General features: G+C 48.9%; 13 protein-coding genes. 6 read left to right on the forward strand and 7 right to left on the reverse strand.

Annotated elements, in window-relative coordinates; all coding sequences use genetic code 11:
- Window positions 1–31 precede the first annotated feature (31 nt).
- The 4 genes from thrC to N5E87_RS05855 all read left to right on the forward strand — a co-directional run bounded on the left by thrC (window position 32) and on the right by N5E87_RS05855 (window position 6,409).
- Window positions 32–1,315, forward strand: coding sequence for a threonine synthase (gene thrC, locus N5E87_RS05840; RefSeq protein ID WP_279775165.1), 1,284 nt, complete (start codon window positions 32–34; stop codon window positions 1,313–1,315).
- Between the two features lie 266 nt (window positions 1,316–1,581).
- Entirely contained in the window at window positions 1,582–1,875 is a 294-nt protein-coding gene (locus N5E87_RS05845) for a hypothetical protein (RefSeq protein WP_279775166.1), read from the forward strand.
- A 166-nt stretch (window positions 1,876–2,041) separates the two neighbouring features.
- Window positions 2,042–2,920, forward strand: coding sequence for a transporter substrate-binding domain-containing protein (locus N5E87_RS05850; RefSeq protein WP_279775841.1), 879 nt, complete (start codon window positions 2,042–2,044; stop codon window positions 2,918–2,920).
- A gap of 207 nt (window positions 2,921–3,127) precedes the next feature.
- The gene (locus N5E87_RS05855) at window positions 3,128–6,409 is read left to right on the forward strand and encodes a S41 family peptidase (RefSeq protein WP_088210793.1); all 3,282 of its coding nucleotides are present in this window, start codon (window positions 3,128–3,130) and stop codon (window positions 6,407–6,409) included.
- A 106-nt stretch (window positions 6,410–6,515) separates the two neighbouring features.
- On the opposite strand, the gene N5E87_RS05860 is transcribed toward N5E87_RS05855, so the two are convergent.
- The 5 genes from N5E87_RS05860 to N5E87_RS05880 form a co-directional block, all read right to left on the reverse strand.
- A complete protein-coding gene (locus tag N5E87_RS05860) occupies window positions 6,516–6,938 on the reverse strand; it encodes a hypothetical protein (protein ID WP_279775167.1) in 423 nt (140 codons plus the stop codon).
- Window positions 6,939–7,067: 129 nt separating this feature from the next.
- Window positions 7,068–7,505: an OsmC family protein gene (locus tag N5E87_RS05865; protein ID WP_088210791.1), complete on the reverse strand. Its 438-nt coding sequence runs from the start codon at window positions 7,503–7,505 to the stop codon at window positions 7,068–7,070.
- A 100-nt stretch (window positions 7,506–7,605) separates the two neighbouring features.
- A complete protein-coding gene (locus N5E87_RS05870; RefSeq protein WP_011621934.1) occupies window positions 7,606–7,956 on the reverse strand; it encodes a DUF3325 domain-containing protein in 351 nt (116 codons plus the stop codon).
- The gene (locus N5E87_RS05875) at window positions 7,953–9,635 is read right to left on the reverse strand and encodes a PepSY-associated TM helix domain-containing protein (protein ID WP_279775168.1); all 1,683 of its coding nucleotides are present in this window, start codon (window positions 9,633–9,635) and stop codon (window positions 7,953–7,955) included. The genes N5E87_RS05870 and N5E87_RS05875 overlap by 4 nt, the downstream gene beginning before the upstream one ends.
- A 1-nt stretch (window position 9,636) precedes the next feature.
- The gene (locus N5E87_RS05880; protein ID WP_011716244.1) at window positions 9,637–10,005 is read right to left on the reverse strand and encodes a DUF3649 domain-containing protein; all 369 of its coding nucleotides are present in this window, start codon (window positions 10,003–10,005) and stop codon (window positions 9,637–9,639) included.
- Window positions 10,006–10,428: 423 nt separating this feature from the next.
- On the opposite strand from N5E87_RS05880, the gene N5E87_RS05885 reads away from it, so the two are divergent.
- Complete coding sequence (locus tag N5E87_RS05885; protein ID WP_261731577.1) at window positions 10,429–11,997, forward strand: PAS domain-containing methyl-accepting chemotaxis protein; 1,569 nt, start codon at window positions 10,429–10,431, stop codon at window positions 11,995–11,997.
- Window positions 11,998–12,229: 232 nt separating this feature from the next.
- Window positions 12,230–12,586: a ribosome-associated translation inhibitor RaiA gene (gene raiA / locus N5E87_RS05890; protein ID WP_011716246.1), complete on the forward strand. Its 357-nt coding sequence runs from the start codon at window positions 12,230–12,232 to the stop codon at window positions 12,584–12,586.
- Window positions 12,587–12,725: 139 nt separating this feature from the next.
- Here the strand turns inward: raiA and N5E87_RS05895 are convergent, their stop codons facing one another.
- Together N5E87_RS05895 and N5E87_RS05900 are read right to left on the reverse strand one after the other, a co-directional pair.
- Complete coding sequence (locus N5E87_RS05895; protein WP_261731575.1) at window positions 12,726–13,403, reverse strand: response regulator transcription factor; 678 nt, start codon at window positions 13,401–13,403, stop codon at window positions 12,726–12,728.
- Window positions 13,404–13,447: 44 nt separating this feature from the next.
- Window positions 13,448–14,608: a histidine kinase gene (locus N5E87_RS05900; RefSeq protein WP_261731574.1), complete on the reverse strand. Its 1,161-nt coding sequence runs from the start codon at window positions 14,606–14,608 to the stop codon at window positions 13,448–13,450.
- Between the last annotated feature and the right edge of the window lie 53 nt (window positions 14,609–14,661).

The raw sequence follows: 14,661 nt of genomic DNA on the forward strand, positions 1-14,661 counted from the left end.
AACGGCTTGGCACTGATAAGGTCGAGTGAGCATGGAACTATATAATTTAAAACACCCTTCGCAGAAAGTGAGCTTTAAGGAAGCGGTGCAATTAGGACTCGGTAAAGACAGAGGGCTGTTTTTTCCTACTCAAATCCCTGTGTTGCACGATATCGAGGCGCTGCTGGCGATGCCTTTTGTCGAGCGCAGTAAAAAAGTACTCGGCGCTTGGCTTGCCTCAGAGCTTGGGCAAGACGCGGTAGATAAACTGGTCGAGCGTGCCTTTAATTTCGATTTGCCCTTGGTGGCGGTCGATGAGCAGCGCTCGTGCCTTGAGCTTTTCCATGGGCCAACTTTAGCATTCAAGGATTTTGGTGCGCGCTTTATGGCGCAATGCATCAATGCCTTTACCCAAGACTCGCGCTTAACCATTCTAACCGCGACCTCGGGTGATACTGGGGCGGCTGTGGCCGATGCCTTTTACGGCCTAGATAAAGTCAATGTAGTCGTGCTCTATCCTAAGGGCAAAATCAGTGAGCTACAGGAAAAGATGTTCACCACCTTAGGTAAGAACATTCACACTGTGGCAGTGGCGTCCGATTTCGATGCTTGCCAGCACTTAGTCAAACAGGCTTTTGAAGATAGCGATGTGCGTGATGGCTTGCATTTAAACTCGGCCAACTCAATCAATATCAGCCGTTTGCTGGCACAGATTTGTTATTACTTTGAAGCGGTCGCCCAATCGAAACAGCGCCATGAGGCCGATCCTGTGATTGCCGTGCCCAGTGGTAATTTTGGTAATCTCACCGCTGGCTTGTTTGCCAAAGCCATGGGCTTACCTGTTAAACGTTTTATTGCCGCCACCAACGCCAATGACACTGTCCCACGTTATTTAGAGAGTGGTGATTGGCAGCCTAATCCTACTCAAGCGACTATGTCCAATGCGATGGATGTGAGCGAGCCAAGTAACTGGCCGCGCGTCGAGGCCATTTGCGAGAAACTCGGTTGGCCATTGGCGGACCTAGTGGGGATTCGTTTATCAGAGGCGCAAACCTCGGAGGCGTTGGCGGAGTTACATGACAAAGGTTATGTGTCCGAACCCCATGCAGCGATTGCAGCCAGAGCCTTAACGCTTAACTTAGTGCCTGATGAAGTGGGAATATTTTTAGGTACGGCGCATCCTGCCAAGTTTAAGGACGTCGTAGATAGAGAGCTTAACCTCGATTTACCTCTGCCTGCAGAACTTAAAGCGGTGGAGCATAAACCCATACTCTCGGCTGAATTAGCCGCCGATTTTGCTCAGTTAAAGTCACATTTATTTGCGGTGTTAAGCTGAGGCGGCGAATCGCCATTAAGCAACAGGTAAAAGGGAGTCGATTGACTCCCTTTTTTACAAGTGTAAATGAGGCTCGAGATAATTAATCAAAGCTTATCATCCATGATGATTATCAAACCTTTATATAACTATATGAAATCAAATTAATATTTGTAACTTAGTGTATTGGTTGTCGTTAAAGGGATGTGAGTTGCTTCACAATTAAGTTGAATCGAATTCGTTATGTTCGCCCGCCTATTTAGGATTTAACAATTGGATAAACTGTTTTGTTTAAATGTGCCTTATCAGGGATTTGCCTTATCTTTTTTCTCACAAGTTGCGCCTTAGAACCCCCTCAATTACCACGGCGTATTAACGAAGCCTATGATTTTGAAGTGACTCACTGTGACAGTTTTGCGCTAGTCACAGGTGTGAGTCGCCATGCCAATAACCTTGCCGAAGCAAAACAATCCGCCGCCTTACAAGGAGAAGAGTTAGGAGGCACCCATATAGTGTGGCTGCAAACGGATATGGGCGAACCAACCAAAGTGGTGGCGATAGTTTATAAGTGCCTGCTTTAAATCGGTTACCTTAAGCGACGGCTTTCTTACGGGAGTTCAAGCCATGGCATCCTCAGTTGATGCAGACTAAGCTTAGGAAGGCGATGGGAACGCTGCGGCTCTAACGGTAAACTCATTGCGTTAGACATTCTTGATGAGGACGAGAACAACCGATTATGGGGCGACTATTGTGCCTAGGTTCGTTTTTCAGCTTAGCCATATCCTGCTGTTATGTATTTTTATTTTCCCCGCTTTAGGTGTTCCATCTGAGGCCGGAGCGCCCGTTTGCTTAAATCCCCTCAAAGTGGGTTATAACGATTGGCCGCCCTATGCCTGGGAAGATCCGCAGGGGGAGGCGCAGGGGTTAGATGTGGAGCTGCTTCGCGCCTTTGCCGAACACTTAGGCTGCGAGGTCACTTTTATCAATGTGCCGGCGAAGCGCTCGCATCAAATGCTGAAAAGTGGCTCCTTAGACATGATGATGGGCGCCACTAAAACCGCTGAGCGTGAAGAGTATGCCTTATTTTCCGCCGCCTACCGTGATGAAACCGTGCGTTTATTTGTGTTGGATGGAAACAAAGACAAGATCCGCTTAACCCAATGGCAAGATATTTTTAGCCAGAAACTGCGTTTGTTAGTGCCTATCAGTGGTTGGTATGGGGTGGATTATGAGCAGACGCGGCAGCGCTTGGAGCAAGAGCATCTGTTGATACTCAGTCCCGATGCCGATAAGTCAGTGCAAATGCTCACCTATGGCCGTGCGGATCTGATTATTGGTGATGCCATGGCCATGCCTTATATCGCCAGTCAGCATCAAGGGGTGAGGTTATCACCGCTAAAGCCAGTGTTGGACCGCAACCAAATTCACTTAATGCTCAGCAAACAAACCCTTTCATCAGCGCAATTAAAGCAATTTAATGCTGCAATTAAGGCGTTAAGTACCAACGGGGAAATTGCCCGAATTGTATATAAATGGCAGCAAATTTCGTTGGCGCAGCAAACGAAAACCAGCCATCAATTTAATTCGCTCTCCGCGCAATATGCCGACTTACTCACCTTCGATTAAACCTGAGAAATACCGTTAAGATTATCGGTATAGCAAATGGTAAGCCTATGACACATTTGCTAAAACTTCTGTTGCCTTCAGTTACTGCTCTCTCTATCAATTTCTGCTAGCTTGTAGGATTACTTTGCCAGACTTTGGGTCATCATTCGTCAATCACGCCCACTAGAAAGTCCATTGCTAACAATAACAATAGGATAGAGATTACACATGAAACTTCGTCATTCTGTTGCCTGCTGCATGCTCGCCCTTGGCACTTTGTCCGCAGCCCACGCCATCGCTCAACCCGCGAGCAATCAAGGTTATTACCGTGCGCCAGCATTGCATGACCAAACCTTAGTCTTTACGGCCGAAGGCGATCTTTGGACTCAAACGCTCGGGCAAAAGGCGGCGATGCGCCTGACCACTTTACCCGCCGAAGAGTTAGGTGCGGCCATCTCCGCCGATGGTAAATGGGTGGCCTATGTCGCCAATTATGAGGGCGCGAGTGAGGTTTATGTCATTCCTGTGGCGGGTGGTGTGGCCAAACGAGTGAGTTTCGAAAACAGCCGAGTGCGCGTGCAAGGCTGGACCGCAAAGGGCGAAGTGCTTTATTCCACCGACAGTGGCTTTGGCCCTGCGAACAATTGGATGTTGCGACTGGTTAACCCTGAGACCTTGGCGACGACTGACTTACCACTTGCGGACGCAGTAGAAGGGGTGGTCGATGCCAATAATCAATATGTGTACTTTACCCGTTTTGGCCTGCAGGTCACCGGCGACAACGCTAAGGTTTATCGCGGCGGCGCTAAGGGTGAGTTATGGCGCTTTAAACTCGGCGGCAAAGACGAGGCGCAGTTGCTCAGTGGTCAGCATCAAGGTTCGGTGCGTCAGCCTATGCTATGGCAAGACAGACTCTACTTTATCAGCGACAGCGATGGTAACGACAATCTCTGGTCCATGGCTCTGGATGGCAGTGACGCGAAACAGTTGACCCAATATAAAGATTGGCAAGTGCGCGGCGCGCGCATGGACCAAGGCAAAGTCGTGTTCCAGCAGGGCGCAGATATTCATGTTTTTGATATCGCCTCTGCCAAAGACTCATTATTAGATATTGAATTAACATCCGATTTTGCTCAACGCCGCGAGCATTGGGTAAAAGATCCTATGGATTATGCGACCTCAGCGAACCTTGCGCTTGCGGGTGATAAAGTGGTGATCACTGCCCGCAGCCATGTGGCGATTGCGGGAATTGATGGTTCACGTTTAGTGCAAGTGGCACTGCCTGGTACCTATCGCGTGCGCAATGCGATTATGAGTCAGGATGGTAAATCGGTTTATGCCATCAGCGACATGAGTGGTCAACAGGAAATTTGGCAATTTCCTGCCGATGGCAGCAGCGGCGCGAAGCAACTCACCAAAGATGGTCATACCTTAAGAATGACGCTGAGTCTGTCTAACGATGGTCGTTACCTTGCCCACGACGATAACGATGGCAATGTGTGGTTGCTGGATCTGAAGAAAAACTCCAATCAAAAAATCATCAGCAACGGTGAGGGACTCGGCCCCTATGCGGATATTCGCTGGTCGGCAGACAGTCGTTTTATCGCGTTAACTAAATCCGAAATCGGCAAGCAAAGGCCACAAATCGTGCTGTATTCTGTGGACGAAAATAAGGCTCAAACGCTCACTAGCGACAAGTATGAGTCCTATTCGCCGACCTTTAGTCGCGATGGCCAGTGGCTATATTTCCTCTCCAATCGCCAGTTTACTGCGACACCAAGCTCACCTTGGGGCGACCGCAATATGGGGCCAGTGTTTGATAAACGTAGCCAGATTTTTGCGATTGCCTTAGTGAAGAATGCCAAGTTCCCCTTTAGCAAACCCACAGAGCTGACGGCTAAGACGGCGGAAAAGGCAGACTCTAAAGATAAACCGACGCCGGTAAAAATTGATTGGGCGGGAATTGGCGAGCGTTTATGGCAAGTGCCTGTCGATTCAGGCAATTACAGCCAGTTAACTGCCATTGATGGTCGTCTCTATGTGCTCGACCAAGCGATTGGCGATGACACTGAGCCTAGCTTGATGACGATTAAGTTTAGCGAGCAGCGCCCTAAAGCCGAAGTGTTTGCCGAAGACGTGGCGAACTACAGTGTGTCCGCCGATGGTAGCAAGTTGTTGCTGCGCAAAAAAAGCAATGAAAAGTCGCTGCTGATCGTAGATGCGGGCGACAAGTTGGGGGATACCGAAAACGCCAAGGTGCAAACGGATCAGTGGCAATTAGCGATTTCACCCACCCTAGAATGGCAACAAATGTTTGAAGATGCTTGGTTAATGCACAGGGACTCCTTCTTCGATAAGAAGATGCGGGGCCTCGATTGGCAAGCGACCAAGGCCAAGTACCAACCGCTACTTGACCGTTTAACCGATCGTAACGAGTTAAACGATATCTTTATGCAGATGATGGGCGAGCTAGACTCGTTGCACTCGCAAGTGCGGGGTGGCGATCTGCCAAAAGACCCAGACGCGGCCAAAGGTGCGAGTTTAGGCGCTCGGCTACAACAAACTAACGATGGGGTAAAAATTGCCCATATCTATCGTAATGATCCTGAACTGCCAAGCCAGGCATCGCCCTTAAGCCGTATCGAAGTCGATGCGAAAGAAGACGATATGTTACTCGCCATCAATGGCACTCCTGTGACTAATGTGGCCGATGTGACTCGTTTATTGCGTAATCAGCAGGATAAGCAGGTATTACTCGAGCTTAAACGCGGCAGCCAAAACCATAAAACCGTGGTGATGCCGGTTAGCACTCAGGTCGATAGCCAATTACGTTACTTAGATTGGGTTAACCACAACGCAGGTGTCGTGACCGAGGCGAGTAAGGGCAAGATTGGTTACCTGCATTTATACGCCATGGGCGGCGGCGATATTGAGAGTTTTGCCCGTGAGTTTTACACCAATTACGACAAGGACGGTTTGATTATCGACGTGCGCCGTAACCGCGGTGGCAATATTGATAGTTGGATCATCGAAAAACTGTTACGCCGCGCTTGGGCATTCTGGCAGCCAACCCATGGCACGCCTAATACCAATATGCAGCAAACCTTCCGTGGCCATTTAGTGGTGTTAACCGACGAGCTAACGTACTCAGATGGTGAAACCTTCTCGGCGGGGATTAAGGCGCTGGGCATTGCTCCGCTCATTGGCAAGCAAACTGCGGGCGCTGGCGTGTGGTTATCGGGTCGTAACTCTCTCACAGATAAAGGTATGGCGCGGGTCGCCGAATATCCGCAATATGCGATGGATGGCCGCTGGGTACTCGAAGGACATGGGGTAACACCGGATATCGAGGTGGATAACTTACCCTTTGCGACCTTTAACGGCCACGATGCGCAGCTTGAAACGGCCATCAGCTATCTTAAGGATGAGTTGATTAAGCAGCCTATCCCCGCATTGAAGGCGCAGCCTATGCCGGCGAAAGGAATGGCAGAAGACATAAAAGCTAAGTAATTAGCTTAAAAAATAGAAATTTAACTAAGGTTTAAGTTAGCCAAGTTAAGCTGGCTTAGTTCAATGTTAGGGTGTTGTCTTGTGGTTCCCGAGACAACACCTTTTTTTATGCCCACTCATTAATGTTTTCGCTGGCATCAACATAGGCTTGCAGGGTGTTGACCTGTTGTTGATTGGCCATTTGCCCCACAGTTGCTGCCCGAGCGGAATCGTTGTGACTCAAATAGTAAGCCGTGGGAGCCGAAATCCCATCGTTCGTTCCCATCGCGATATTGACCATGTCCGATGCAACCTGATATTTCATTTTGGTCGCTTGAATATGAGCATATTGCTCAACACCCGCCTTCACTTTGCTTAAGTCTGGCGCATGAGGTTGTGGGATCGGGTCCACCTGCGACAGTTGTTTCGCTTCATTAGATAGGGTCACAGTGCTCGCGCTGGCGGGTGCGGCTGTTGCCGTACTCGTCGTGGCTGTTGCTGCTGGCTGTTGATAGGGTGTTGCGGTATTACGATAGGCTTGGATTTGCATAGCTTACCTCGAGTGTGAGCGTACGATATGGCGTTATCATACGGTAACTTAGCTTGAGCTAAGCTGAACGGGTAGGGAAATGGGTCATCGGAGAGGGCAAGTTTATCGCGATAAACTTGCCCCAAATCGTTAAAACTTAATTTGAATGTCTGTCGCTAACGTATTGGCGATAAAGCAGTTTGCGTGTGCTTTTTCGTGAATTTTCTCAAGAGTCTCAGCAGAAACCTCGACACCTTCGGCAAACACTACCTTAGGATTTAAGATCATTTTTGTGACTGCAAGCTTGCCAGCCTCGTTTTTCCCTAGCTCAGCCGAAGCCTCGTCGACATAGGAGGCGACAGGGAGACGTTTAAGATGAGCGATGGCGAGGAAGGTCAACATATGACAGGAGGACAAGGCCGCAAGCAGGCTTTCCTCTGGATTAACCAAGTGTTCATTGCCCTTGTACTCGGGGGCAGAAGATGCCTGAATCGTTTGACCGCTGCCAAACGTAATGCTGTGGTCACGGCAGAATTCGCCTTCTTCGGCTGGAGAGGTTTGCCAATTCACCGTTAAGTTAAAGCCCATGTTTTTTCTCCTCATAGCAGGACATCAGGGCACTATAGCTTAGCTAAAAAGACTTCTCCAGCATGGGGCGCACAGTTTAGTGCGCCGCCTTTGAAACGACTTAGATCCCACCCGTTAACAGTAAGCTGCAAGTCAATACACTGCCGGTGACTATGCCGATGGGAAGATGGCGCGGGCTGTAGCTTAGGGTCAAAATCACTAACATCGCGGCCAGCGAGATGATCCCCATAAATAAAATGCTGCCATAGGCCCAACCTTGTCCCTGAGCGCAGGTGCTTAGGCTGATGATTAATAACAGCCAAGCAAACAGGGTTAACAGACGGCTCTGCCACTGTGATGGTGGGCGCTTAAACACATCCTTAAAATGGCCAAACTTGGCTAACGCAAACAGCGCAAGGGAGAGATAACTGAGCCCGAGAATGCCGAGCACTGGGATAAATTCTGGCATCATGATTTTGCTTCCTCCAAGGGAGACGACGAGGCAAGTTCGTTAGCATAACTCGGATCAGGTTGTTTTCTCCTGACTTTTTCAACGGTTGTGGTATTTTTTCGACTCGGTTTTTGCAGTGTTTTCACCACGGCCGAGAGTCGAGTGCTGGCAAAAAGCATGGCACAGCCCAGTAACAGCGCGAGCACATCAAACCCCACCAGTGCCCATTGTTGGCTGCGGATATTATCAATTAAGTGGCTCGGAGACGTGGCCGCATTTAACAGTGGCAGTGCGCAATAAAGCGCTCCGATAAGCATCAAGGCGAATTGCCAATGACGTCGGCTTCGACCGAAAAATGCCCATACGCCCATCACTCCTAAAGCGATAAAGAAGCTATGTACTTCCCAGGCTGAGCGGGCGGCAAAATCCGTTGGTAATAGGCGGTTTGCATAGAAAAATGCCGCCGCGCCTAAGGGCAAGCCTATGATAAACATGAAGTTTAATCCTTCGGCTAAGCGCAGGCCACGGCTCGCTTTCTCGCCTTTATCGATTGCCTTTTGCTGTTTCTGGCGCAGACGAATCGCCCACATTAAGGTACCCGTTGCGACCATGGCGCAGCCGAGTAAGCCACAGAAGAAGAACAAAATACGCAGCAGTGGCGCGGCAAAACGCGCGGTGTGCAGTGACATCATAGTGTCGTAGGTCACGACGGTTGCCGACATCTTATGGGGGCTGGCGTACTTGAGTTCACCCGTGACACCGTTAAACACTAAGAGTGTTGATTCATCGGTGACGTCTTTACCGGTATTTTGGTAGAAGGTCACTTGGCTATTTTGATCTTTCGGATAGGAAACAATCACCTGCTTGATAGGTGCATCGCCCCATTCAGCCTGAACTTGCGGCAGCAGTTGGCTTAAGCGCACTTGCTCTGCCTGAATGCCCGAGGCTTTTTCTGTTTGTCTTGCCGGATTGAGTTCTTTTAAAAAGGTTTGATTATCCTCAGGATAAGCTGTGCTTACCGTCCATGGGATATAGATCAGCATTAAGGTGATGAGGCCAGTATAGGTGATCATCAAATGGTAGGGCAGGGCAATCACAGAGCTGACATTATGGGCATCTAACCAAGAGCGAGCGCCCTTGTTCTGACGAAAGCTAAACAAGTCTTTAAAGATACGCTTATGGATAACGATGCCGCTGATAAGGGCAATCAACATAAACATAGTGCAGACACCCACAATGTAGCGCGCCGTAATGGCTGGCATGTAGTGCAGGTCAAAATGTAAACGGTAGAAGAAGTCACCGCCGCGGCTGTCGCGGACATCGGTGATCATGCCACTGCCATCGGCTTTGGTGACATGCTGCTCGATTTTGCCTCGGCGTTGACCCTTTTCAGGCGGCAGTTGCCACGCAAAGCTCAGCATGGGGCTTCTATCGGTTGGGAAATTGATTAACCAGCGTTGGGTTGCCGCAGCGGAATGCGCTTCAATGTAGTCTTGACCTTGGTCAAGCTGACTCGCTACTTGATTCGTTTGATAGTCTTGAAAGGCGCCGCGGTGGAGCTCTGGCTCGGCCCAAAGGCTCATTTCATGACGGAAATAACTCAGGCTACCAGCAAAAAAAATCAGCAGTAATACCCAGCACACGAGCAGACCCGCCCAAGTGTGCAGCCATGAGAGGGTTCTAAAAAAAGTTTCTTTCATCTTACTGTCCACACACCTTAAGCAGAGCAAAACACAGGAGGCTAAATAGGCTTAAGTCACGCCACGCATGCCACGTTTTACGCACACAGAAGGCGTAAATGATGGCGATGGCATAAAACAAAAAGGCCAGCATATTGGCGGTTAAGGTGCTTTCAAATCGAGACATTGGCAGGACTTGGGTCAACATACAGGCTAGTGTTGCCGCAGCGATATAACCCGCTAATAAAGCGGCAGTGGCGCGCACAAACACCTGCAAACCAAACTGGGTCTGGTCTTGCTTAATCCAGCGAATGACGGCGTGAAAATAACTCGTCACAGCGGAAGCTGAGGCTGCCGATGTTGGTGTATTGGAAACTGGGATATGAGACATAAGTGCTGCTTATTTCAGTCAATATTAAAACCGTTATGGCGATGTGCCATATCATGCATACCACTCCATTGATTATTCTTATGCCTAACCCAGTCCACTTGGGTGCATGAGCAAAGGAGAGTCGCTACTCGGCTTGGAGTATAACCTAGTTTATTTAAATGATAAACAATATCATTTGCGTTTATCTGTGAGATCCCTAACGAATTTGTGACAGTGTAAACATCAGGTAGGAGTCGTTTACGCGGGAAACATTTCATAATGTGCAATTTGTCACAAATGTTTGGTTTTGTTGATGTGATTGATCTTGCTTGTTTAGAATTTGGTTAATTTTTATGCTTTCACTGTGAGCTTAATCAAAGCAGGCGTTCTGTGCTTTTGGCAAAATGCGGCGCAACTTTCACATGGAATCCGTTAGTGCGCCCTATGCAAACACATTCAAAAAATGGTGAAAAACACCTATCCGAAAACGCTATTCTCCTCTCGACGACCGATCTCAAAGGCAACATAAAGTATGTCAATCAAACCTTTTCGCAGATCAGTGAATATAGCGTTGCCGAGTTGCAGGGGAGCCCGCATAACATAGTGCGCCATGGTGATATGCCATCAGCCGCCTTTAAAATGCTTTGGGAACGGATAAGAAGCGGCAAACCTTGGATGGGGATTGTCAAAAATAGAACAAAAAACGGTGGCTATTACTGGGTGAATGCCTACGTCGCCCCAGTGTACGAAAATGGCAAAATTCATGAATATCAATCCGTTCGCCGCCAAGCAACGCCAGAACAAATCAAGGCGGCCGAGGAAATCTATCAAGGGATCAATCAAGGGCAACAGCCCAAGGCGCTGAAAAAAGACCGCTTAGGATTTCGCGGAAAAATACTCATGGCGATGTTGTTTACCATCGCTCTAACCGCGTACTTGGCAACGTATTCGCCCATCTTAGCCGCCCTTGCTGGTGGACTGCTTGCCTTGGGTCTGTGGTACATGCTCATGCAGCCCTTTCAGGCATTAGTGCAGGTGGCCTGCAATATTATCGATGATCCCGTTGCTATGGGGGTTTACACCGGCAGACAGGATGAAATCGGTAAGCTAGATCTGGCGCTGCGTTTTTTGATCACCGAAATTGGCGGCGTAGTGGGCCGAATGGCGGATTCTGCCAGTGAGATCCAAGAGCAGAGCGTGAATCTGAAACAAACCATCACCAATACATGGGAACATGCCGATAGCCAGAGCGCGCAAACCACGCAGGCGGCAACGGCGATGGAGCAAATGAGCGCCAGCTTTGCGGAGGTAACGGATAATATCCATCGCACCGCATCCGAGATGGTTTCTAGCCATGAGGCGGCGCAGCGTGGTCATTCACGACTTGAAACCGTTATCGAGGCGATACATCAACTGAGTGTGCAGGTGAGCCATTTCTCCGATGTGGTGCAAACGATTGAGCAGGACAGCCAAGCGATTCACCAAGTGCTAGAAGTGATCCGCGCGATTGCCGATCAAACCAATTTGTTAGCGCTGAATGCCGCGATTGAAGCGGCGCGGGCAGGGGAAAGCGGTCGCGGTTTTGCGGTCGTTGCCGATGAAGTCCGGCAGTTATCTAGCCGAACCAGTCAGTCGACCTCACAAATTGAGCTGATTGTAAGCCGCTTTAAAGACAGCACACAAAAAGCAACCTCAACCATGACGGCCGGACAGGAACAGGTTAAGCGCTCTGTGTCCTTGGCGCAGGATGCCAGCATTGCCTTTGGCGAGTTGTTATCTTCTATCGCTCGCATCAATTCCTTAAGTGATGACAATGCCGCAGCCATGACGCAGCAGGCATCGGTGGCGGCGGAAATCAGTCGAGCCATCCATGTGATCAGCGATTTGGCGCAGCAGAGTTTAGAGCAGACACAGGATGCGGCGGCGAGGGGCGATCAGGTTTCGCGCTTATCCACTAAAACCCACCATCTGTCGCAGCAATTTTGGCAGCAGAGCGTACAACGTAAGTATTAACCATTGTTATTTGATTGGTTGGTTTATATTTTTTGTTGCTGATTATAAATCAACCAGTTAGCTGTTTTTTAAGTTCCCTTCGCGTGTCATTTCTTTGATAAGTCTCACATTTAGCGACTGCTAATACCCGTTTAGCTCGAAATATTTGTCTAGGGGGCTTGTGTTTTATTTGCCATGCCCCAAGCTCTAATAGTGAAGCGAAAAAAAGTAAAGACACTAAAAGGGACACCCTATGAAAATTAATCTTTCTGGTCACCATGTCGATGTTACTGATTCTGTAAAAGAACACGTTAACGAAAAGTTTTCTAAAATCGCCACTCATTTCCCCACACTCATCGGCCTCGATATCATTATTGCTAAGGAGCATGGCGAGTTTCAGGTTGAAATTCGAACAAATTACGAAGGTAGTCGCATCTCAGCATCGGGTACGGATGAAATCATGTATCCCGCGATTGCCGCCGCAGCCAAAAAACTGGATGCAGCACTAAAACACCGTAAAGGTCAGTTGAAGGCGGACTTACATGAAAAGCCAACCTGCACCACGGCACCTATCGCCCACGAAATTATCCAAGAGATGGATTTGCGCTAGGAATTAAGCTTTAGGATGCAATAAAAAAGGGCCAATTGGCCCTTTTTTATTGGCTGCGATTTGTCTTAAATCAAATGGTTAAAGGCAGAATATTTTGAGCCTGGCATTTATAAGCCAACCCTTAAACTTGCCGCATTTCTTAAATCAAAGAGAGCTGCAACCCCTTAAGCACGGCTTGGGTGCGGTCACGGCAATCGAGTTTAGCCAGTATGGTGGAGACATGGTTTTTGACCGTGCCTTCGGCCAAAAACACTGCATTGGCAATTTCTTTATTGGAAAATCCCCCCGCCATAAAACCTAAGATCTCCCGCTCGCGTTCGGATAATAAGTCGTGAGTCGGGCCGCTTTGCGCTGTTGCAGAGGATTGCTGCATCTGTTCTAACACTGATGGTTCAATCAAGTGTCCGCCCTGAGCCACGGTTTCGATGGCCTCAAGTAATTTATCCAGAGAGACATCTTTCAATAAGAAGCCATTCGCGCCCGCCTGCAGGCTATTTAAAAACAGTTCACTGTCATCAAAGGTGGTTAACATAATGACTGGTATGGGGTTTTGTGCAGCGCGAAGCTGTTTTAGCAGACTGATACCATCGAGCACAGGCATGCGTATATCGCTTAAAAGCACATCTACGGCATCGGTTTGCAGTCGTTTTAGCGCCTCTTGACCATTCTCTGCCTGCCAGCTCACCTCGATATGCTGTGAGATGGCAATCAAGCTGGCGATACCCTGACGCACAAGCTGTTGATCTTCCACTAATCCTACTCTGATTGTGCGAGCGGTGGGTTGACCATAGGTTGTGACTTTATGCTGAGATTCCATGGGGGATTCATTCCTTGATTAAGCGTGTCGGTTTACATACCGCATTACAATGTGTTGCCGCGCGGCAGACGAATAATTAGCGAGCAGCCTTGAGTACGCGAATTGTCTACGCCTGCGTGATTGGCTTGTAAACGCGCACTGCCGTGAAAGGGGGATAACCTTTCTTGCATGCTACTTAGCCCAACGCCCTGAGAGGGGCTTTGGCTAATTCCTTGGCCATTATCTTTAAGACAAATGATAAGCTCAGCTTGCTCCTCATGCATCGACAGCGTGAGTTGATTGGCATGGCCATGGCGCACAGCATTACTGATCCCCTCCTGCAGCACGAGCAATAAGGCTTGTGCCAGTTCAGTCGACTGGAGCGGCATTAACGATTCGTACCGCAAGCTAACATTGGGCAAACGGCTTGCAATGGCATCGAGCGGCGGCGTTAAATCGAGACCAATATTCACCCGCTGCGCCCGAACTACGGCGCGGATGCTCTCTAATAATTCCTTGGCAAGCGATTTACTCTGATTGACTGTGGGTTTGAGCTCCGAAGGCGCTTGATGACTTAAGAGCTCAAGTTGCAACGATAACGCCGTGAGCTGGTGGCCGAGAATATCGTGCAGATCCCGTGAGATCCTCAACCTTTCTTGCTGCTCGCTCGTTTGGCTCAGCAAGGCTCTGGTGGCGATAAGTTGTTGATTAAGATGTTCCTGTATCCGGCGAGACTCGCGCTCGGATAATCTCGCTTGGCTACTGCTGTAGGAAAACAGTTGAAACCCCATGTAAATAAGCACATTAATCATCACACTGTTTGAGGTTTGGGTGTGCAGGATCAGGTAATAACCAAGATTGGCCAATAAGATTTGTGCTATTGCGACGCGGCGATTAAAAAATTCTGGCAAGAGCGAGGCCCAAATCACCAGCAGAATGGGGAGCAATGGATGTTGAGTCAACAACATCAATCCGAAGACGCTGCCGACGAGTGCGGTGCTTAACAGCCTGCTTAGGTTGAGGTTTTTTCGAGGGAAGTCCTGCGTCGTTAATAACAAGAAGAGCAAGATAAACAAGGAATACAGGGCGATATGGCTAAAGGTCGCGAGCGTGGGGAGCTTTGCTTGCATATCCTGATTGAGCCCTAGCCAAGCAACTAGCGCCCAGGTGAGGCTGCCTGCGCCAATCAGCATAGTTTCTGCTCTGATTAATCGATTTCCCTGCACTGATTGGTTTCCTTTTATTCATGTTGCACCCATTCTAAGGCAAGAATGCAATA

Source organism: Shewanella sp. GD03713, from assembly GCF_029843705.1.
In the GTDB taxonomy this organism is placed as follows: domain Bacteria; phylum Pseudomonadota; class Gammaproteobacteria; order Enterobacterales; family Shewanellaceae; genus Shewanella.

Coding starts and splice junctions, on each gene's coding strand:
- N5E87_RS05865 (WP_088210791.1), bottom strand. CDS start 7,505: ATGGGCTTTAACTTAACGGTGAATTGGCAAACCTCTCCAGCCGAAGAA.
- N5E87_RS05875 (WP_279775168.1), bottom strand. CDS start 9,635: ATGAAAGAAACTTTTTTTAGAACCCTCTCATGGCTGCACACTTGGGCG.
- N5E87_RS05895 (WP_261731575.1), bottom strand. CDS start 13,403: ATGGAATCTCAGCATAAAGTCACAACCTATGGTCAACCCACCGCTCGC.
- N5E87_RS05880 (WP_011716244.1), bottom strand. CDS start 10,005: ATGTCTCATATCCCAGTTTCCAATACACCAACATCGGCAGCCTCAGCT.
- N5E87_RS05860 (WP_279775167.1), bottom strand. CDS start 6,938: ATGCAAATCCAAGCCTATCGTAATACCGCAACACCCTATCAACAGCCA.
- N5E87_RS05870 (WP_011621934.1), bottom strand. CDS start 7,956: ATGATGCCAGAATTTATCCCAGTGCTCGGCATTCTCGGGCTCAGTTAT.
- thrC (WP_279775165.1), top strand. CDS start 32: ATGGAACTATATAATTTAAAACACCCTTCGCAGAAAGTGAGCTTTAAG.
- N5E87_RS05855 (WP_088210793.1), top strand. CDS start 3,128: ATGAAACTTCGTCATTCTGTTGCCTGCTGCATGCTCGCCCTTGGCACT.
- N5E87_RS05885 (WP_261731577.1), top strand. CDS start 10,429: ATGCAAACACATTCAAAAAATGGTGAAAAACACCTATCCGAAAACGCT.
- raiA (WP_011716246.1), top strand. CDS start 12,230: ATGAAAATTAATCTTTCTGGTCACCATGTCGATGTTACTGATTCTGTA.